Origin of the sequence: Streptomyces jumonjinensis, assembly GCF_009600885.1 — a bacterium.
Taxonomy (GTDB): Bacteria; Actinomycetota; Actinomycetes; order Streptomycetales; family Streptomycetaceae; genus Streptomyces; species Streptomyces jumonjinensis.
In genome coordinates this window covers 19,412-36,834 of record NZ_VCLA01000156.1, presented here as the reverse complement: position 1 = coordinate 36,834, position 17,423 = coordinate 19,412, and the positions used below count along the sequence as shown (strand labels likewise).

Annotated in this window: 14 protein-coding genes and 1 tRNA gene; 6 read left to right on the top strand and 9 right to left on the bottom strand. The window is 72.2% G+C overall.

The genetic code is table 11. The features are described 5' to 3' along the window. Window positions 1-184: 184 nt before the first annotated feature. Complete coding sequence (locus tag FF041_RS20630; protein ID WP_153524162.1) at window positions 185-1,651, bottom strand: FG-GAP-like repeat-containing protein; 1,467 nt, start codon at window positions 1,649-1,651, stop codon at window positions 185-187. A 194-nt stretch (window positions 1,652-1,845) separates the two neighbouring features. Continuing rightward, window positions 1,846-3,327 (bottom strand): tetratricopeptide repeat protein, encoded by a 1,482-nt coding sequence (locus tag FF041_RS20625; RefSeq protein WP_407698176.1) that lies wholly within the window; start codon window positions 3,325-3,327, stop codon window positions 1,846-1,848. 236 nt (window positions 3,328-3,563) lie between these two features. On the opposite strand from FF041_RS20625, the gene FF041_RS20620 reads away from it, so the two are divergent. Continuing rightward, the gene (locus tag FF041_RS20620; protein ID WP_228388462.1) at window positions 3,564-4,082 is read left to right on the top strand and encodes a hypothetical protein; all 519 of its coding nucleotides are present in this window, start codon (window positions 3,564-3,566) and stop codon (window positions 4,080-4,082) included. Between the two features lie 146 nt (window positions 4,083-4,228). Continuing rightward, window positions 4,229-5,104, top strand: coding sequence for a spermidine synthase (locus tag FF041_RS20615; RefSeq protein WP_153524161.1), 876 nt, complete (start codon window positions 4,229-4,231; stop codon window positions 5,102-5,104). Between the two features lie 6 nt (window positions 5,105-5,110). Here the strand turns inward: FF041_RS20615 and FF041_RS38015 are convergent, their stop codons facing one another. Beyond that, window positions 5,111-5,422 carry a hypothetical protein gene (locus FF041_RS38015; protein WP_194292108.1) on the bottom strand — a complete coding sequence of 104 codons (312 nt, stop codon included), beginning with the start codon at window positions 5,420-5,422 and terminating at the stop codon, window positions 5,111-5,113. A gap of 432 nt (window positions 5,423-5,854) precedes the next feature. On the opposite strand from FF041_RS38015, the gene FF041_RS20605 reads away from it, so the two are divergent. The 3 genes from FF041_RS20605 (at window position 5,855) to FF041_RS20595 (ending at window position 9,550) form a co-directional block, all read left to right on the top strand. Then, the gene (locus tag FF041_RS20605) at window positions 5,855-6,580 is read left to right on the top strand and encodes a response regulator transcription factor (RefSeq protein WP_153524160.1); all 726 of its coding nucleotides are present in this window, start codon (window positions 5,855-5,857) and stop codon (window positions 6,578-6,580) included. Continuing rightward, on the top strand, window positions 6,577-8,001 hold the full coding sequence (locus tag FF041_RS20600) for a sensor histidine kinase (RefSeq protein WP_153524159.1): 1,425 nt from the start codon (window positions 6,577-6,579) through the stop codon (window positions 7,999-8,001). Before FF041_RS20605 ends, FF041_RS20600 begins: the two co-directional genes overlap by 4 nt. A 457-nt stretch (window positions 8,002-8,458) precedes the next feature. Continuing rightward, a complete protein-coding gene (locus FF041_RS20595; protein ID WP_153524158.1) occupies window positions 8,459-9,550 on the top strand; it encodes a LacI family DNA-binding transcriptional regulator in 1,092 nt (363 codons plus the stop codon). Between the two features lie 140 nt (window positions 9,551-9,690). On the opposite strand, the gene FF041_RS20590 is transcribed toward FF041_RS20595, so the two are convergent. From FF041_RS20590 to FF041_RS20580, 3 genes are all read right to left on the bottom strand, one after another. Then, a tRNA-His gene (locus FF041_RS20590) sits at window positions 9,691-9,763 on the bottom strand. A 113-nt stretch (window positions 9,764-9,876) separates the two neighbouring features. Then, window positions 9,877-10,479, bottom strand: a complete 603-nt coding sequence (gene orn / locus FF041_RS20585; protein WP_153524157.1) for an oligoribonuclease — start codon at window positions 10,477-10,479, stop codon at window positions 9,877-9,879. A 9-nt stretch (window positions 10,480-10,488) separates the two neighbouring features. Further along, window positions 10,489-11,694: a GlxA family transcriptional regulator gene (locus tag FF041_RS20580; RefSeq protein ID WP_153486505.1), complete on the bottom strand. Its 1,206-nt coding sequence runs from the start codon at window positions 11,692-11,694 to the stop codon at window positions 10,489-10,491. 1,520 nt (window positions 11,695-13,214) lie between these two features. On the opposite strand from FF041_RS20580, the gene FF041_RS20575 reads away from it, so the two are divergent. Continuing rightward, the gene (locus tag FF041_RS20575; RefSeq protein WP_153486508.1) at window positions 13,215-13,736 is read left to right on the top strand and encodes a universal stress protein; all 522 of its coding nucleotides are present in this window, start codon (window positions 13,215-13,217) and stop codon (window positions 13,734-13,736) included. Between the two features lie 502 nt (window positions 13,737-14,238). On the opposite strand, the gene glmS is transcribed toward FF041_RS20575, so the two are convergent. The 3 genes from glmS to FF041_RS20560 all read right to left on the bottom strand — a co-directional run bounded on the left by glmS (window position 14,239) and on the right by FF041_RS20560 (window position 17,388). Then, window positions 14,239-16,056 (bottom strand): glutamine--fructose-6-phosphate transaminase (isomerizing), encoded by a 1,818-nt coding sequence (glmS, locus tag FF041_RS20570; protein ID WP_153524156.1) that lies wholly within the window; start codon window positions 16,054-16,056, stop codon window positions 14,239-14,241. A 68-nt stretch (window positions 16,057-16,124) separates the two neighbouring features. Then, a complete protein-coding gene (locus FF041_RS20565; RefSeq protein ID WP_323372297.1) occupies window positions 16,125-16,427 on the bottom strand; it encodes a hypothetical protein in 303 nt (100 codons plus the stop codon). 67 nt (window positions 16,428-16,494) lie between these two features. Next, window positions 16,495-17,388 carry a DUF4429 domain-containing protein gene (locus FF041_RS20560; RefSeq protein ID WP_153524155.1) on the bottom strand — a complete coding sequence of 298 codons (894 nt, stop codon included), beginning with the start codon at window positions 17,386-17,388 and terminating at the stop codon, window positions 16,495-16,497. Window positions 17,389-17,423 lie beyond the last annotated feature (35 nt).

Sequence of the window (17,423 nt, the reverse complement as noted above, 5' to 3'; positions counted from 1 at the left end):
CCGTCCGGCCGGCAGGGCGTCACGCATCCAGGCCCGGCCGGACGGACCCACCCCCATGAACCCCCCTGACCGGTGTCACGTCCCGGCAGGGGAAGAGGGGGCGCACCGCGCTCCCTGGCCCCGGTCGATCCAGTCCCCCGCAACGACCGGGGCCGCCCCCGAACTTCCTATCGCCCGGAGGGCGTTATCGGCTGAAGGCCGTCCCGAAGCCCTGGTCCTCGCCCGGCATGCCGATGTCCTTGGGGCGCACCAGGATCGTCCCCTTCGTCGTCACCCCGGAGGCGGCGGCCTTGAGCACGTACACCGATCCCGTACCCCGGTACTCGCGGGCCGCGGCGACGATCAGTTCGCCCCGGCCGTCCCCGTTGGTGTCCGTGACCGCGGTGTTCGTGCCGAAGTTGTCCCAGGTCGTCGCCACGCCCGGCACCCCGGGGGTGTCCTGGGAGTACGCGCGCGCCTTGGTGCTGTCCGGGCCCAGCCAGGAGCCGGGCACGGTGGTCAACCAGCCCGCGTGGTTCCGCCCGTTGAAGCCTTCACCGGGTATCCCGGTGACGAGATCGCCGTATCCGTCGCCGTCGATGTCCCCGATCGAGAGCCCGGTGCCGAAGGCGTCGCCCCACTGCGGGCTGCCCGGGACGCCGGGGGTGCGCTGGCTGATCGCCTGGGACTGCTCGCCCAGCGGACCCGACTCGGAGCCGGGCAGATAGGTGATCGTGCCGCCGAGGTGCTGGGAATGGGGCTGCTGGCGGTCCTCCTGCGCACGGCCCACGACGAGGTCGTCATGGCCGTCCCCGTTGATGTCGCCGAGGGCCACATGCTCGCCCCGCAGGGGCGCTTCCTCCGGTCCGGTGACGACCGAGTAGTCGCGCAGCCCCTCGGCGGAGCCCTGCCAGAGCACGGTGTGCCTGGCCTCGGTCTCCCCGCTGAACCCCCGGGTCGCCACGATGTCGTCCTTCTGGTCCTTGTTCACATCGCCGGACGCCAGATCCGTGATGTCGACGTTGTCCCGGTCCTTGAGGAGCGAGGTCCCGGCGGCCTGCCCGTTCCGGCGGAACGGGCCGTCGAGCACCCTCAGATCCGTACGGTTGTCGTTGGTCGCGATGTCCTGGTCGCCGTCGCCGTCGAAGTCGCCGGTCACCACCTTGTGGCCGGCCTTGGCGTACTTCTGCGAGCCCCTCAGCAGCAGCGCCGAGGTCGACAGTCCCTGTCGGCTGCCCCAGATCACGGTGAGAGAGCCGGCGTCCTTCCCCGACCCGGACATATTGTCGAACGGAGCGCCGACCACCAGGTCCGTGAATCCGTCCCGGTCGAGGTCGGCGGAGGCCAGCGCGGTGCCGAACTCGTCCGATCCCACGTTCCCGGGGACCCCGGGGGTGTTCTGATGGAAGACGCGCTTGCTCGCGGTGACCGTCTTGGTCTTCGAGCCGTACAGCACGGACACGTACCCCGCGTACTTCTCGCCGTTCACCGTCGCCCGCGGAGCGGACACGGCGACGTCTCCGTATCCGTCGCCGTTGAAGTCCGGCTGTCCGGCTCCGGACAGCCCCTTGGGGGGCTGCTGGTCGGCTGATGCCACCGGGGCGGCGAGAGAGGCGGTGACCGCGATGGCGGACGCCAGCACGAGAGCGCGGACCGCGCTGTGTGAGTTCATCGACGTATTCCTGAACGTTGGGGGCGGGCGGGGTGACAGGGACGACGAAGAATCACATCGTCGTCCCTGTTCGACCCCTCAGGCCCCGTGATGGTTGTGCTGTCGTGCGGTGCCTCTCGCGACCCGCGCGTACCGCGCGTCCGAGCGGTGCCGCGCACCCCGTGAACCCGGGCCGCCCCGCGCGCCCGCTCCCGTCACGCCCCGCGCGCCCCCTCCCCGTGCCGTGTCAGGAACTCCGCGACGCCCGGGGCCGCGCGGTACGGACGGAGCGCCTGCGCCGTCGTGCGCAGCCTGGCGCTGATACGGGAGGACTGGACCCCGTCCAGCAGATCCAGCACCCGCATGCCCGCGTCCGCCGACTCGTCCGGGGCCCCCGCCCGGGCCAGATCCACCGAGAGCTCCGCCCGGTACAGCGCCAGATTGCGGGTGAAGCGGTGGTCCTGGAGCGCCGCCGCTCGCCGTGCGTGCCGGGCCGCCCGCGGCCACTCCCCGAGCGCCGCCCAGCAGTGCGCCCGCAGCGCCTCCTCCTCCGGCCGCCCGAAGAACGACATCCACTCGGGGTCCGCCGCCGGATCGCCCCGGTCGAAGTGCTCCCGCGCCCGCGCCAGCGCGCGCTCGCACTCCGTACGGTCGCCGAGGCCCGCCCAGCCGCCCGCCTCCCGCAGCGACAGCAGCGACAGCAGCCGCGAGGAGCCCAGCCCCCGGGCCGCGCGCAGCCCCGCCTCCGCCGCGCGGACCGCCTCCCGGTACCGGCCCGCGTCCCTGGCCAGGAAGGACGTATTGGAGAAGGCATGGGCCTCCAGCGCGGGATCGCCCGCCAGCCGGGCCGTCGCCAGCGCCTCCGCGTAATGCGAGCGGGCGTCGTCGGGACGGGCCGAGTCATGCGCCAGCCAGCCCACGGACAGGGCCAGCTCGCCCGCGCCCGAGTGGAGCCGCGCCGTGGTCGAGCGGCGTGCCGAGAACCCCGAGTCGAGCAGGGCGTACGCGGCCCGCAGCGGCTCGGCGGCCCGCAGATAGAGGCTGTCCGCGCCATGCCGGTCGTCGAGGAGCCTGATCCGCCGTACGGCCTCCTCCACCGCGGACACCTCCGGCTCCCCGACCTTCCGTTGCACTGGTCCGGCTCCGGACCGCGGCGCGGAGCCGAGGCTGAACGACGCCGCCACGGTGGCGGGTCCGCCCGTCATGAACGCACGACGCAACACTTCGCTCTCCTCGCCGTCGTGGACACCGGCGCCGCTCTCGGCGCCGGGGCGGGAACCGGTCACGCGGTCGGCGAACTCCCCCGAAGGCGGGCCCGGTTCGGCCGTCCGCCGCCGTCCCCGCCTTCCGCCGCGCACCGCCTCGCGCGCGGTGAACCCCAGATCCGCCATCGTCAGCTCCGGGTACATATGAAGGAATACCCGTTCGTAGGCGTAGTTAGGGCAGCGAATCTCGCCCGCTTCGACGCGTCCGATGTAGCGGGCGTCGCAGGACACCTTCTCCCCGATCGCCCGGGCCGCCTTACGGACGGCCGCCGCGAACTCTCCCGGCGAGAGCCGGCCCCGCAGCCGCCGGAAGGCCGTGTTGGGAACGGGGTCCCGGCGCTGCCCCGGAATCCCGGGGTTCCGGGGGGCGCCCGCTGTCCGGGGTGTCCGTGGTGCCGGTGGTGTTTGTGGTGCCGGTGGTGACGACGCCATGGCCGAGCCCTCTCTGCGTAACGGCCGCATCTCCCCCCGGCGGCGGGCCGGGGGTATACCTGCTGTGCCGATCTGTGCACACGGAGTGTGGCCGCAAAAGGGATGACTCCGCCGCGATCTGCCATGAACTGCCACCCTTTGGGCGGAGTGGCACCGTAGCCCTTGACGCCTCCGGCCGTTGAACCCCTTGGAGGCGCGGTCCGTGTCTTCAACTGAGCGAGGAGGGGATTCCCGTGATGGAAGCCCGTATGGAGACCGGCGCTCCGGGTGACGCCGGGATGCCTGCGACCCCCGCCATGACCCCCGAGGCATCGGACCCGGCCCCGCCTCCGCCTGCCCCGGGCGCGGCCCCGGCCCCCTCCCCGCCCGGTGAGCGGCCCGCCGTCACCCCCCTGGCCGAGGGCGCCGCGGCCCCCTGCGATCTGGTGACCGTCCCCGCCCGTCAGGGCCTGGAGGCCGTCGACATCCTGCGCCGTACCGCCGCTCCGGCTGTCGGCCCGGTGCTCCACGACGGGGCCTGCGACACCCTCGGCTTCCTGGTGCCGCCCGGCACGGCGGACGGCTGGGATCTGCCCGGCAGCGCGTGTACGCAGACCTCGGGCCGGGGCGTGCGGATCCCTGCCGAGCCCCCGGTGCGCGGCACGGGCTGGCTGCTGCCGCCCGGCGACGCCGACCGGGTCACCGATCCGGCCATGCTCCGCCGGGCCCTGGGCGAGGCGGCCCGCATCATCGAAGCCGCCGACAAGTGCAGTTGACCCTCCGGCGTGCGGGTGCGTGCCCCCGTCTGCCCTCCCGGGACGCCGGTACGCCCCCCCCGACCTGGGGCTTCCCGGCCCGCCTTCCCCCGCCGCGCCCGCACCCCGCCCGGCCCCCACTCCCCGTCCGCGCCGATAATGGGCTTATGGCGAAGAGCAGAAGACGGGGCTCCACCGGGTCCGCGGGGCGGCCCGAACCCGTGGTCGCACCGGTGGACGGCGGGGTCGCCGAGCTCATACCCGACCCCGACCGCCCCCGGGGCTGGACGCTGCTCGTCGACAGCGCCCCGCAATCCCATGTCGACCTGGACGAACCGGACCGTCTCACCTTCGAGTACCAGCGCCGCCTGGGCCATATCGCCGATCTCGCCGCCCCGCCCGGCCGCCCGCTGCGCGCCGTCCATCTCGGCGGCGGCGCCTTCACCCTCGCCCGCTACATCGCCGCGACCCGCCCCCGCTCCACCCAGCAGATAGTGGAGCTGGACGCCCCCCTGGTCCAGCTGGTCCGCACCCATCTCCCCCTGGACCCGAACGCCCGGATACGCGTACGGTCCGCCGACGCCCGCGCGGGTCTCGCGAAGATCCCCGACGGCTGGGCCGACCTGATCATCGTCGATGTCTTCAGCGGCGCGCGCACCCCCGCCCATCTCACCAGCGTGGAGTTCCTCGCCGACATACGCCGCGTACTCGCGCCCGGCGGGCAGTACGCCGTCAATCTCACCGACGGCCCGCCCCTCGCCCATCTGCGCGCCCAAGTCGCCACGGCCGCGGCAGTCTTCCCCGAGTCGGCGCTCATCGCCGACCCCGCCGTGCTACGTGGCAGACGCTTCGGCAACGCCGTACTGCTGGCCTCCGACGCCCCCCTGCCGCTCCCCGAGCTGACCCGCCGGACCGCGGGCGACCCGCACCCCGGCCGGGTCGAACACGGCCGGGCGCTCGCCGACTTCACCGGGGGAGCGGCACCGGTCACCGACGCCGGCGCCAAGCCGTCCCCCGCGCCCCCGCCCGCCGTCTTCCGCTGACGGAAGTCACTGACGCAAGCCGCTGACGGAAGCCGCTGACGGAAGCCGGCTCCCGCGCGTGCAGCGCTCGTCGAACGACACCGTCGGCTCGATCTGGAACCAGGTGCAGATCACCGACTCCTCGCGGCCGTCCTTGGTGAAGGTCACCCGTATCCAGTAGTCCTGCTTCCACACCCGCATCTCCCAGCCCGTGTTCGGCGTCGCCGAGGCCAGGGTCGCGGTCTTCTCCGCCATGTCGAAGACGACCCGGCCGCCGTCCACCGTGTACGTCTTCACATTCCCGGTGATCTCGGACGCTCCCGAGGACTCCGAGGCCATCGGCGTCTTGGAGTCCTTGCTGGCGGTGCCGGCGGACGGCGTCGCCGAAGGGCGGATCGTTCCCTCCGGCGCCTTCGAGCGCCGGAGTGCCCGGTGGCGGGGGGCTGCTTCGCCGTCCGGCTCGGCGGTCGCTGCGTCGAGGAGACCTGCGGCTTCGCCGCCTGCTCGGTCTCCGTGTCCGCGTTGATCGGCAGCGCCCGCGGCGCGTCGTAAGCGGTCCCGGACATCACCGTGTGGACGCCCCACCAGGACAGCGTCACCGCGGCTCCGGTGGCCATCGTCCACGCCATGGCATGTACAAGTCCTCTACGCATCGGCCCCATACTGCACCACCTGCCCCAACTCTGTCCCCGACGGGACCGGCCTCTTCCGGATAGCGGTCCCAACTCCGGGTGGCGACCCGGGTACTCCCAATGGCGTACGGTGCGGCCCATGGCAAGTGTGCTCGTGGTCGAGGACGATCAGTTCGTACGCTCCGCCCTCATCCGGCATCTGACCGAGGCCGCTCACACGGTACGGAGCGTCGGCACGGCCCTGGAGGCGCTGCGTGAAGTCGCCCATTTCCGGTTCGACGTGGTCATCCTGGACCTTGGACTGCCCGATCTGGACGGATCCGAGGCGTTGAAGATGCTGCGCGGCATCACCGATGTCCCCGTGATCATCGCGACCGCCCGGGACGACGAGTCGGAGATCGTCCGGCTGCTCAACGACGGCGCGGACGACTATCTCACCAAGCCCTTCTCCGTGGAGCACCTCTCCGCGCGGATGGCCGCGGTGCTGCGCCGATCGCGCGCGTCCGCGGGAGAGGCCCCGCCACCGCGGGTCATCCAGGTCGGCGGGCTCTCCATCGACCCGCTGCGCCGCCAGGCCGAACTCGACGGCGCACCACTGGATCTGACCCGCCGCGAGTTCGATCTGCTGACCTTTCTCGCCGGACGCCCCGGTGTCGTCGTACCGCGCAAAGAGCTGCTCGCCGAGGTCTGGCAGCTGAGCTACGGCGACGACCAGACCATCGACGTCCATCTGAGCTGGCTTCGGCGCAAGCTCGGCGAGACGGCGGCACGCCCGCGCTATCTCCACACCCTCCGCGGCGTCGGAGTGAAGCTCGAACCGCCCGGCGGTTCCCGATCAGGACACCAACAAGGACATCAAAGATGAGATGGGCGCTGGTCAAGGTCTCGCTCGCCGTCACCGCGATGGTCGTGATGGCTTTCGCCGTACCACTGGGGCTCGTCGTCAAGCAGATGGCCCGGGACCGGGTGTTCTCCAACGCCGAGCGGCAGGCCACCGCCATCGGCCCCGCTCTCGCCATCACCTCCGACCGTGAAGAGCTGGAACTGGCGGTCGGGTCCACCGCGGCCGGCTCGGACGGCCGGATGGCGGTGCATCTGCCCGCGTCCGACACCCCGGGCAGCACACCCATCGAGGTCGGGACCCGCCGGGCCGCGCAGTCGGACCTCGACGCCATCCAGCGGATCGGCCGCGTCTCCTCCACCGAGGTCCCCGGCGGCTGGGCGGTGGTCCAGCCCACCGCCGTCAGCTCCGGGAAGATCGCGCTGGTCGAGGTGTTCATCCCCGATGACGAGGTCTCCAAGGGGGTCGTCACCGCCTGGCTGGTGCTCGCCGGAGTCGGGGCCGGGCTGATCGTGGGCTCGGTCGCCGTCGCCGACCGGCTGGGGGTGCGGATGGTGCAGCCGGCCCAGCGGCTCGCGGGCGCGGCCCATGAGCTCGGCGAGGGCAAGCTGGGGGCCCGCGTCCCCGAGGAGGGGCCGCCCGAGCTGCGCTCGGCCGCCATCGCCTTCAACGCCATGGCCGACCAGGTGGTGCAGCTCCTGGCCAATGAGCGGGAGCTGGCCGCCGACCTCTCCCACCGGCTCCGCACCCCGCTCACCGTGCTGCGGCTCAACGCCGCCTCGCTGGGCGAGGGACCCGCGGCCGAGCAGACCCGGGCGGCCGTCGAGCAGCTGGAGCGCGAGGTGGACACGATCATCCGTACCGCCCGGGAGGCCAAACCGCAGACCACGGCGGTCGGCCCCGGCGCGGGCTGTGACGCCTCCGAGGTGGTACGGGAGCGGATGGACTTCTGGTCCGCGCTCGCCGAGGACGAGGGCCGCAAGGTGCGGGTGGCGGGCGTGGAGCGCCCGGTGCGCATCCCGGTGGCCCGCCCGGAGCTGGCCGCCGCCCTCGACGCCCTGCTCGGCAATGTCTTCCGGCACACCCAGGAGGGCACGCCCTTCTCGGTCGACGTCCACAACGGCGATGACGCGGTGATCGTGCTGGTCTCCGACGCGGGCCCGGGGATCTCCGACCCCGAGGCGGCGATGACGCGGGGCAACAGCAACGGGCGGGACGGCTCCACCGGTCTCGGCCTGGACATCGTGCGCAGGGTCGCCGAGTCGACCGGCGGCGACGTCCGCATCGGCAGCTCGGTGCTGGGCGGCACGGAGGTACGCATCTGGCTGGGGCTCGATCCGCGCGGCCCGGGCGCGGGGGAGCGCCGTCGCGGCCACCGGGGCGCGGAACGGCGCCGGTCCTGGGTCCCGGTCCGCTCCCGCGCGGGCGGCGGCCCCGGCCTCTGACCGGGCGCACCGGTGCACCGGCGGCGAGCGGCGAGCGGCGAGCGGCGGGGCACGCCCCGGACGGACCGGCCTTGGGTTAATGGGTTCCTAGGCGGCCCTTAAGAGCTCCCTAAGAAGCGGTGGGAGCACCCGGACAGCCTTCCTGGTCCGTCGCGGGGTCGCTAGCGTGCTCTCCGGAGCGTCCCCCCACGAGAACGATTCCCGCCCCCCACAGCGCGTCCCGGCCGGTTCCCCCCAATCCCGGCCGGGACGCGCCTTTGCGGTCGGGCGGCGCCGATCCCCGGTCCCCGGTCGTCGTCCGGCGGCGACGGGGGCGGCGTACGCCGGAGCACGGCCGGTCGTGCTGAGCGGGTTCGGACGGAGATGGCCAGGTCCCGGCCGGACCTGTGGAGTTGAGGTCATGCCGCCGCACCCGCGCGTACTGTTCTCGGAACACGAGAAGCCAGGGGAGGCGGACATGGTGTCTCGGACGATCCGTACGCAGCATGGCGGGAGGGCCACCGGGAGGCCCACTCTCGAAGAGGTCGCGGCCCGTGCCGGAGTGGGCCGCGGCACGGTCTCCAGGGTGATCAACGGCTCGCCGCGGGTCAGTGAGTCGGCCCGGGTCGCGGTCCAGGCCGCCGTCGCCGAGCTGGGCTATGTGCCCAATCGCGCCGCGCGGGCCCTGGCGGCCAATCGCACCGACGCCATCGCTCTGGTCGTCCCCGATCCGGAGGACCGGTTCTTCGCCGAACCGTACTTCTCCGAGATCGTCCGGGGCGTCGGCGCCGCTCTCGCGGAGACGGACATGCAGCTGCTGCTGACGCTGGCGGGCGGTGACCGCGAGCGTCGCAGACTCGCCAACTATCTGGCCGCGCACCGGGTGGACGGGGTGCTGCTGGTCTCGGTCCGCGCCGACGACCCGATCCCCGATCTGCTGGAGGAGCTCGCCGTCCCGGTCGTGATCAGCGGCCGGCGCTCCGGCGACGAGACCCTCGCCGCGGTCGACGCGGACAACTACGCGGGCGCCTTCGGCGCGGTCGCCCATCTGGCGGCCCGTGGCCGCTCCCGCATCGGGACGATCACCGGGCGCCTCGACATCTACGGGGCGCAGTGCCGGCTCGCGGGCTACCGCGCCGCCCTGGACGCGGCGGGCCTGGACCCGGCCCCGGGGCTGATAGCCCCGGCCGACTTCACCGAGGAGGGCGGCCGGCGCGCGATGCAGGAGCTGCTGGCCCGCTGTCCCGGCCTCGACGCGGTCTTCGCCGCCTCCGATGTGATGGCGGCCGGGGCCCGTCAGGTCCTGCGCGGGGCGGGCCGCCGGATCCCGGACGATGTGGCGCTGGTCGGCTTCGACGACTCGGCGGTGGCCCGCCATATGGACCCGGCGCTCACCAGCGTGCGTCAGCCGATCGGGGAGATGGGCCGCACGATGGCCCGGATGCTCCTCCAGGAGATCACCGGAGAGTCCGACCGGGTCGGCGCGGGACCCGGGAGGTCCCTGGCCGGGTCGGCGCGGAGACCGCAGATCGTGCTCCCGACCGAGCTGGTCATCCGCGAGTCCTCCTAGGGCCGGACAGGCCCTGGGCCCTGCGGCCCTGCGGCCCTGCGGAGACCCCTGCACCGGACCCCGCTCCCTGCGGAGAGGCCCCGGCGGGCGGGGATACGCCAAGGGCCCCGGTCCGAAGACCGGGGCCCTTGGCCCAACAGGGTGAGTGACGGGACTCGAACCCGCGGCATCCTGGACCACAACCAGGTGCTCTACCAGCTGAGCTACACCCACCACGACCGGTCTTTTTTCTGACCGGCCGAGAAAAAGTGTACAGGGTTTTCAGGGGTGCTCGTACCAGGGTTTCCAGAGGGCCGGCGCGGGGCCCGTCCGGGGCCCCGCCGCCCTCACTCCGCGGACAGCACGTGCTTGGCGGCGATGGCCTTCGCCGTCTCCGAGTCGGGCCCGGGCTGCGGCACGAAGACGGCCTCCCGGTAGTAGCGGAGCTCCGCGATCGACTCGCGGATGTCCGCCAGCGCCCGATGGTTGCCGCTCTTCTCCGGGCTGTTGAAGTAGGCCCGCGGATACCAGCGGCGGGCCAGCTCCTTGACCGAGGAGACATCCACGATCCGGTAGTGGAGGTAGCTCTCCAGGAAGGACATGTCACGCGCCAGGAAGCCGCGGTCCGTGCCCACGGAGTTGCCGCAGAGCGGAGCCTTGCCGGGCTCCTTCACATGCTCCCGGACATACGCCAGCACCTGCGCCTCGGCGTCCGCGAGCGTGGTGCCGCCCGCCAGCTCGTCGAGGAGGCCCGAGGCGGTGTGCATCTGCCGCACCACCTCGGGCATCGTCTCCAGGGCCGCGTCCGGGGGGCGGATCACGATGTCCACCCCGTCGCCGAGCACATTCAGTTCCGAGTCGGTGACCAGCGCGGCCACCTCGATGAGTGCGTCGTCCGTCAGCGAGAGCCCGGTCATCTCGCAGTCGATCCACACCATACGGTCGTTCATGCGACTACCTTATGGCGCGCTCCGCTGGCCGGGCAGGCTGGGACGGCCGTGGCCCGCCGCGTATGCGCTGGACGGCGGCTTCCCCAGCTCCGGAGGGAGGGTCTGGGAGGCCCCGGGACCCGATGCGCCCGCCGTGGCGGCGGTGCGTCTGGCCTGGACCGGTACCACCGACTCCACCACCGCGGACGGACCGGCCTCGACCTGTGGACGCCGCACCCGGTACGCGGCCCGGTAGGCCGCCGGGGACGACCCGAGCTGCCGCCGGAAGTGCCCGCGCAGGGCCACCGGCGAGCGGAAGCCGCAGCGCCCCGCGACCTCGTCCACGGAGTAGTCCGAGGTCTCCAGCAGCCGCTGCGCCTGAAGCACCCGCTGGGTGATCAGCCACTGGAGCGGCGCGCTGCCGGTCAGCGATCGGAATCGCCGGTCGAAGGTCCGCCGGCTCATATACGCCCTGGCCGCCAGCGTCTCCACATCGAACTGCTCGTGAAGATGCTCCAGCGCCCAGGAGACGACCTCGGCCAGCGGGTCCGACCCGATTTCCTCAGGTAAAGACCTGTCCAGATAGCGTTCCTGCCCGCCGCTGCGCCTCGGCGGCACGACGAGTCTGCGGGCCAGTGCTCCGGCCGCTTCCGTGCCGTGGTCGGTGCGCACGATATGCAGACAGAGATCGATGCCGGCCGCCGTGCCCGCCGAGGTGAGCACATCGCCGTCGTCGACGAAGAGCTCGCGCGGATCCACATGGACGGACGGATACCGCTTCGCCAGCGTGGGCGCGTACATCCAGTGTGTGGTCGCCGGACGGCCGTCCAGCAGACCGGCCGCGGCGAGGACGAACGCGCCGGTGCACAGTCCTACTATCCGCGCTCCCTCCTCATGCGCCCGGCGCAGCGCGTCGAGCGCTTCCGGCGGCGGCGGCGAGGTGATCGACCGCCAGGCCGGTACGACGACGGTGCCCGCTCTGCCGATGGCCTCAAGGCCGTACGGCGCGGTCAGTTCGAGACCGCCCGTGGTCCGCAGCGGACCTTCCTCGCCCGCGCAGACGAGCAGCCGGTAGCGAGGAACCCCGGCGTCCTGACGGTCGATTCCGAACACCGAGAGCGGGATCGAACTCTCGAAGATGGGGCCGCCGCTGAACAGCAGTACGGCGACGACTTCCCGGCGCCGGCGCCCCGAGAGCTTTCGAGCTACCTCCGGTGCGGCGGAGTCCTGACTCATGACGCTAAGCCCCCCTCGGTATTCGCGTCTCCCCGTTCGTTTCGGGCCTTTCGCTCCTGCACGTTTCCCCTCGGTTTTGCACGAGTTACGAGCCTTCGATACTCAAGATCGAATCTACTGCGTCCCGTGGCGCCGCCGTGACAAGTTCGGCATGCCCCGCTATGTCTGCATGACAACTTGGCGCGAAGCATTCGATCACGAAGCGTTCCACTCGCAGGCCCCGCAGGGAAGTCCGCCTGACGTGCATGGCCCGTCCCCGTAGGGTGCTGGCGACGCGAATAGTCCTTTCCTGCCAGGTGACAAGGGGGTGTGCAGGCCATTTCGCCAAGGGATGGGTACCGGCACGAAGTTGGCTGAAATTATACGGGTGCGGGTGTGCGAAGTGGTCAGTCTCCAGGTCGACACCCCCCACTGTGGCGGCCGGTGCGATGCGCCCCCCGTCCCTGGCCCCGGCCTCGGCCCCGGTCCGTACGCGCCCGCCGGCCGCGCCCCGGGGCCACCGCTCCGGCGTGCCGTCCGCTCGCGCGCCCCCCGGGTTCGGCCGTACGGGCCCTCGCCGCGCTCCGCTCCGAGTGCCTCAGCAGCACCCGGCAGGCGGTCGTCACGGCGGCCAGGCCGAGGGCGGCGGCGGCTGCCCCGCCCACCGAGGCCCCGTAGAGGACGAGGACCACCGGGACGAGCAGACAGCTGAACGCCGCCCACCGCACCACATCGCTCGCGGAGTCGGAAGCCGCATGACGGGAGGTGCGGGAATTGATGGAACGGGCGGAATTGACGGAAGGGGAGGAAGGGACGGAAGGGGATGCCGGGGCGGATGTGGGCGTACGGCGGTGGGACCGGGCGCGGGTGGACGGACGTGCGGGCACGGAAGCTCCCTCGGGGCTGCGGGGTGACCGAGGTGCCAACGAGGAGTGGAGCCTTCCGGTCACTGCGGCGGCACGTCTCTCGGCCGGGTGGCGGGCACGCTTCCGGCCGCATCTGACCCGGGCGGGACGCCCCCGGCGGGGGACGGAGGAGTGGAGCGTCCGGGCCGCCGCCGGAGTGTGCTGGTTTGCCATGGTGATCGTTTCGCCCCGGGCCGATATCCGCCCCCGTCCCCCGGCCGCAGCGCCCGGGACCTCCTCAGCGGCCGTCCCGGGCCGCCGGACCGCCGTCCCGGGCCGCCGGACGCCCGCTCGGGGCCGCCGGACGGCAGGTCAGGGCTGCCGGACGGCCGTCCGGGGCTCCTCTGCGCCGTTCTCGCGGCACCAGCCCCGTTCCGGGTCTTCCCGGCCGCCCCGGGCCCCTGCCGCGCCCATGGGCGGCGAGGCGCGTCCAAACGGCTGTAGACGCCAAGCGGCATTGCCAACGGGGACCGCCTCGGGCATGCTCCCTTGAACGCCTGATTGGGCCGACCGGGCCTGGGCAGGAGAGGAGTGTCGCCGTACCCTTACGGGTATGGGCCAGGGAAGATGATTCCCGGACACAGCATCCGTCGCCATGTCGTTCCCTCACTGAGGATTTCCTTCTCCGAGACACCGATGGCAGGTCACGAGATTCCCGAACCCGCGGACCGCAAGCAGGTAGCCGACCCGACGTCGGATCTGCGAGCGGCGGAAGAGGCACGCCATGCGTGCGATCCGGCGTTCCGGCACGGCGTCGTCGTCGGCTTCGACGGATCGACCTCCAGTGAGCGAGCGCTCGCCTACGCCATCGGCATGGCCAGCCGCTCCGGATCCGCCCTGATCATCGTCCATGTCGCCAACCGGCTGCCCACCACCGTCTGGGCGGGCTGCGAGCCCCCCGTCTTCGTGGACGTGCCCGACCACCGCACCGAGGTGCTCGGTCTGGAGCTGGCCTGCGCGGAGTATCTCGCCGAGGTGCCGTGGATCCTGGTGGAACGCGGCGGCGACATCTGCCATGAGCTGGAGGAAGTGGGCCGGGAGTACTCGGCCGACGCCATCGTGGTCGGCTCCACCCACGGCATCGTCGGACGGATCTTCGGCTCGGTCGCCGGACGGCTCGCCCGGCGCGCTCAGCGCCCGGTCGTCGTCATCCCCTGACCTCCGCCCTGATCTCCGCCCTGACCTCCACCCTGACCTCCACCCTGATCTCCGCCCGGACTGACCTGCGGTCAATTACCGGCGTACGAGCGGAAATCTACTCACCCGTACAGGTGCGTTCCCCGCCGGTGAAGGGTACATACCGGTCGTCGGATACCCGTGCGACCGCACCAGTACGGAAGGGGCCCGCCGTGGACGCCGTATCCCGCGCTCCCGGTCATCCCGCGTCTGGGCGTGGCCCGTTGGCTTCCGGCGCGCGGCACTCCAGCGCGATCGACGGTGCGAGGGCCGTGCTCACCGGCCGGTCCGCTCGCCCGCGCGCTGTCCGCCGGGGAGTGACGGCCATCGGCTGAGACCGCGCGGGCCGGCGCGCACTGGGCCGCGGGCCGGCCGACGAGGTCCCCTCACGCGCTCCGATGGGCGCGCGTGGGGGGATCCCGGCACCGCCCGGGGCGGTGCCGCCCCGGGCGGGCGGACGGGCGCACCGCCCCGGGTGGCCGGGCTACTCCACGGTCACCGACTTCGCCAGATTGCGCGGCTTGTCGATGTCGCGGCCCATCGCCAGCGCCGTGTGGTACGCGAAGAGCTGGAGCGGGATGCCCATCAGGATCGGGTCGAGCTCGTTCTCGTTCTTCGGGACCACGATCGTGTGGTCGGCCTTCTCCTGCTCGCGGTGGGCCACCGCCAGGATGCGTCCGCTGCGGGCCTTGATCTCCTCCAGCGCCGCGCGGTTCTTCTCCAGCAGATCGTCGTCCGGCACGATCGCCACCGTGGGCAGCGCGGGCTCGATCAGCGCCAGCGGCCCGTGCTTCAGCTCGGACGCCGGATACGCCTCGGCGTGGATGTAGGAGATCTCCTTGAGCTTGAGGGATGCCTCCAGCGCCACCGGATAGCCGCGCACCCGGCCGATGAACATCATCGACTGGGCCCCGGCGTACTCCTCGGCCAGCTTCTTGATGTCGTCCTCGGTCTGGAGGATCTCGGTGATCTGCTCCGGCAGCCGCCGCAGCCCCTCGATGATCCGCTTGCCCTCGGAGACCGAGAGATCGCGGATGCGGCCCATGTGCAGCGCGAGCAGCGCGAAGGCGACCACCGTGTTGGTGAAGCACTTGGTGGAGACCACGCAGACCTCGGGCCCGGCGTGGACGTACATCCCGCCGTCCGCCTCACGGGCGATCGCGGAGCCGACCACGTTCACCACGCCCAGCACCCGCGCGCCCTTGCGCTTCAGCTCCTGGACGGCGGCGAGCACGTCATAGGTCTCGCCCGACTGGGAGACCGCCACATACAGGGTGTCGGGGTCCACCACCGGATTGCGGTAGCGGAACTCGGACGCGGGCTCGGCGTCCGCCGGGATGCGGGCGAGGGACTCGATGAGCCCCGCGCCGATCAGACCCGCGTGGTAGGAGGTGCCGCAGCCGAGGATCTTCACCCGGCGGATGCCCCGCGCTTCGCGCGCGTCCAGATTGAGCCCGCCGAGGTGCACGGTGGAGAACCGGTCGTCGATCCGGCCGCGCAGCACCCGGTCCACGGCCTCGGCCTGCTCCGAGATCTCCTTGTGCATATAGGTGTCGTGGCCGCCCATGTCGTACGACTCGGCCTCCCACTCCACGGTGGTCGGCGTGGCCGTCGTGGTCGAGCCCTCGGTGGTGTACGTACGGAAGTCGTCGGCCTTGAGGGTGGCCATCTCGCCGTCGTCCAGGGTGACGATCTGCCGGGTGTGGGCGATCAGCGCGGCGACGTCGGAGGCGACGAACATCTCCTTCTCGCCGATGCCGAGGACGACGGGGGAGCCGTTGCGGGCGACGACGATCCGGTCGTTGAAGTCCGCGTGCATCACGGCGATGCCGTAGGTGCCCTCGACCGACTTCAGCGCCTGGCCGACCTTCTCCTCAAGGCTCTCGGCCCCGGAGCGGGCGATGAGATGGGTGAGGACCTCGGTGTCGGTCTCGGAGGCGAAGACGACGCCCTCGGCCTCCAGCCGGGTGCGCAGCTCGGCGGCGTTGTCGATGATGCCGTTGTGGACGAGCGCCACCCGGCCGTCCTGGGAGAGATGGGGGTGGGCGTTCTCGTCGCTGGGCGCCCCATGGGTGGCCCAGCGGGTGTGGGCGATGCCGGTGGTCCCGGCGAAACGCCTGGGCACCCGGGCCTCCAGATCGCGGACCCGGCCCTTGGCCTTGACCATCCGCAGCCCGGCGGACTTGGGGCTGGTGATCACCAGCCCGGCGGAGTCATAGCCCCGGTACTCCAGCCGCTGGAGGCCCTCCAGCAGCAGCGGCGCCACATCACGGCGGCCGATGTATCCGACAATTCCGCACATAAGGTTCTGCCCCTCCGTAGATCGTTCGTGGTCGGACCGATGCCGGGCGACGGCCGCGGGCCGCGTCGTCAGCCGTAGACGATGCGGCGCAGCTGGCGGAGCGACAGCTCCGGCGGCGCCACGGCGCGGTGCGGCAGCTCGGCCGCTATCCGCTCGAAGATCTCCGCGTTCGCCAGCCCGCCGGACTGGAGCTCCCGGTGGCGGCGGCGGACGTAGTCCTCGGTCCTCTCGTCGAAGTACGCCAGCACGTCGAGCACCACCCGGGCCGCCTCGCCGCGCCGGAGCGCGGTGCTGCGGACCAGATGGTCGACGAGGTCGTCATGCGATGGTGCCGAGGGTTGCGGACGACCGGGCTGGTGATGTTCGAGCACCCGTCGATACTGAGGGCCTGACGGGGGTCATTGCAAGAATCCTGCCCGATTCCGGGCAGGGGATGGGCTACATCCGCCGGAGAATCGCCTGTTTGGCGGTGGAGAACTCCTCGGCGGTGAGTATCCCGGCCTGGTGCAGCTCACCCAGCTCGCGCAGCCGCCGCAGCAGCGCGTCATGATCGATCCCGCTCTCCCCGCCGTCCGGGGCGGCGGCGGGCGGGGCCGCGAGTGCGGCTGCGGGCGCGGGCGCGGGCTCCGGGGCGTAGGGATGGGGCAGCCGGGCCACGACCGCCGCCGCGACCAGCGCCATCAGCACGTCCTTGCGGAAGCCCCACAGATCCACGGCGTGCGGGTCGTACTTCGGCGGGGTGGCGCTCGACGCGCGGGTCACGGAGAAACGGAGATAGCCGTTCTCCAGGCCGGCGGACGGCCGCCACTCCACCGCCTCCACATCCATCAGAAGGATGGTGCGGGCGCCGCCGGACGACTTGGACTCCTCCGTCTTCCAGTTCCAGGAGAGCCGGATCTGCTCGCCGTCGAAGGAGACCGTGCCGTCGCCCGCGCCCACGGTGATCGGCAGATCGGGGCCGGGCAGGAGGTAGGAGTCGACCGGGTCGGCGGGGATCTGCTCCAGCAGCAGGGCGTTGCGCACGGCGTCCACGAAGTACTCGGCGACCCCGGTGCGGTCGTTCTCCACGGTGAGCTGGTACGGATCGGCGCCGCCGTCCAGCGTGCCGCCCGTGACCTGGAGCAGGGGGTCGGCGCCGCCGCGCAGCTTCAGACGGAGCCGTCCGGACTTCCGCCCCGGCTCGAAGGAGATCCCCGCCAGCGCGGCCAGGGGCACCGCGAGCTCGCCGAGGGTCCTGCGCAGCAGGCTCACGCCCTTGTCGGAGCCGGGCACGATGCGCACCGTGTCCCCGTCGAAGGTCCAGGTTCCGTCCTTCTGGATGATTTCCGCCATACGGGGATTCTTTCATTCGGCGGTGGTGCGGGTCG

What these genes read in the sequence shown, in the direction of transcription:
- FF041_RS20600 (WP_153524159.1), top strand. Translation starts at nt 6,577, where the DNA reads ATGAGATGGGCGCTGGTCAAGGTCTCGCTCGCCGTCACCGCGATGGTC.
- orn (WP_153524157.1), bottom strand. Translation starts at nt 10,479, where the DNA reads ATGAACGACCGTATGGTGTGGATCGACTGCGAGATGACCGGGCTCTCG.
- FF041_RS20625 (WP_407698176.1), bottom strand. Translation starts at nt 3,327, where the DNA reads ATGGCGTCGTCACCACCGGCACCACAAACACCACCGGCACCACGGACA.
- glmS (WP_153524156.1), bottom strand. Translation starts at nt 16,056, where the DNA reads ATGTGCGGAATTGTCGGATACATCGGCCGCCGTGATGTGGCGCCGCTG.
- FF041_RS38015 (WP_194292108.1), bottom strand. Translation starts at nt 5,422, where the DNA reads ATGGCCTCGGAGTCCTCGGGAGCGTCCGAGATCACCGGGAATGTGAAG.
- FF041_RS20595 (WP_153524158.1), top strand. Translation starts at nt 8,459, where the DNA reads ATGGTGTCTCGGACGATCCGTACGCAGCATGGCGGGAGGGCCACCGGG.
- FF041_RS20560 (WP_153524155.1), bottom strand. Translation starts at nt 17,388, where the DNA reads ATGGCGGAAATCATCCAGAAGGACGGAACCTGGACCTTCGACGGGGAC.
- FF041_RS20630 (WP_153524162.1), bottom strand. Translation starts at nt 1,651, where the DNA reads ATGAACTCACACAGCGCGGTCCGCGCTCTCGTGCTGGCGTCCGCCATC.
- FF041_RS20575 (WP_153486508.1), top strand. Translation starts at nt 13,215, where the DNA reads ATGGCAGGTCACGAGATTCCCGAACCCGCGGACCGCAAGCAGGTAGCC.
- FF041_RS20615 (WP_153524161.1), top strand. Translation starts at nt 4,229, where the DNA reads ATGGCGAAGAGCAGAAGACGGGGCTCCACCGGGTCCGCGGGGCGGCCC.
- FF041_RS20605 (WP_153524160.1), top strand. Translation starts at nt 5,855, where the DNA reads ATGGCAAGTGTGCTCGTGGTCGAGGACGATCAGTTCGTACGCTCCGCC.
- FF041_RS20620 (WP_228388462.1), top strand. Translation starts at nt 3,564, where the DNA reads ATGGAAGCCCGTATGGAGACCGGCGCTCCGGGTGACGCCGGGATGCCT.
- FF041_RS20580 (WP_153486505.1), bottom strand. Translation starts at nt 11,694, where the DNA reads ATGAGTCAGGACTCCGCCGCACCGGAGGTAGCTCGAAAGCTCTCGGGG.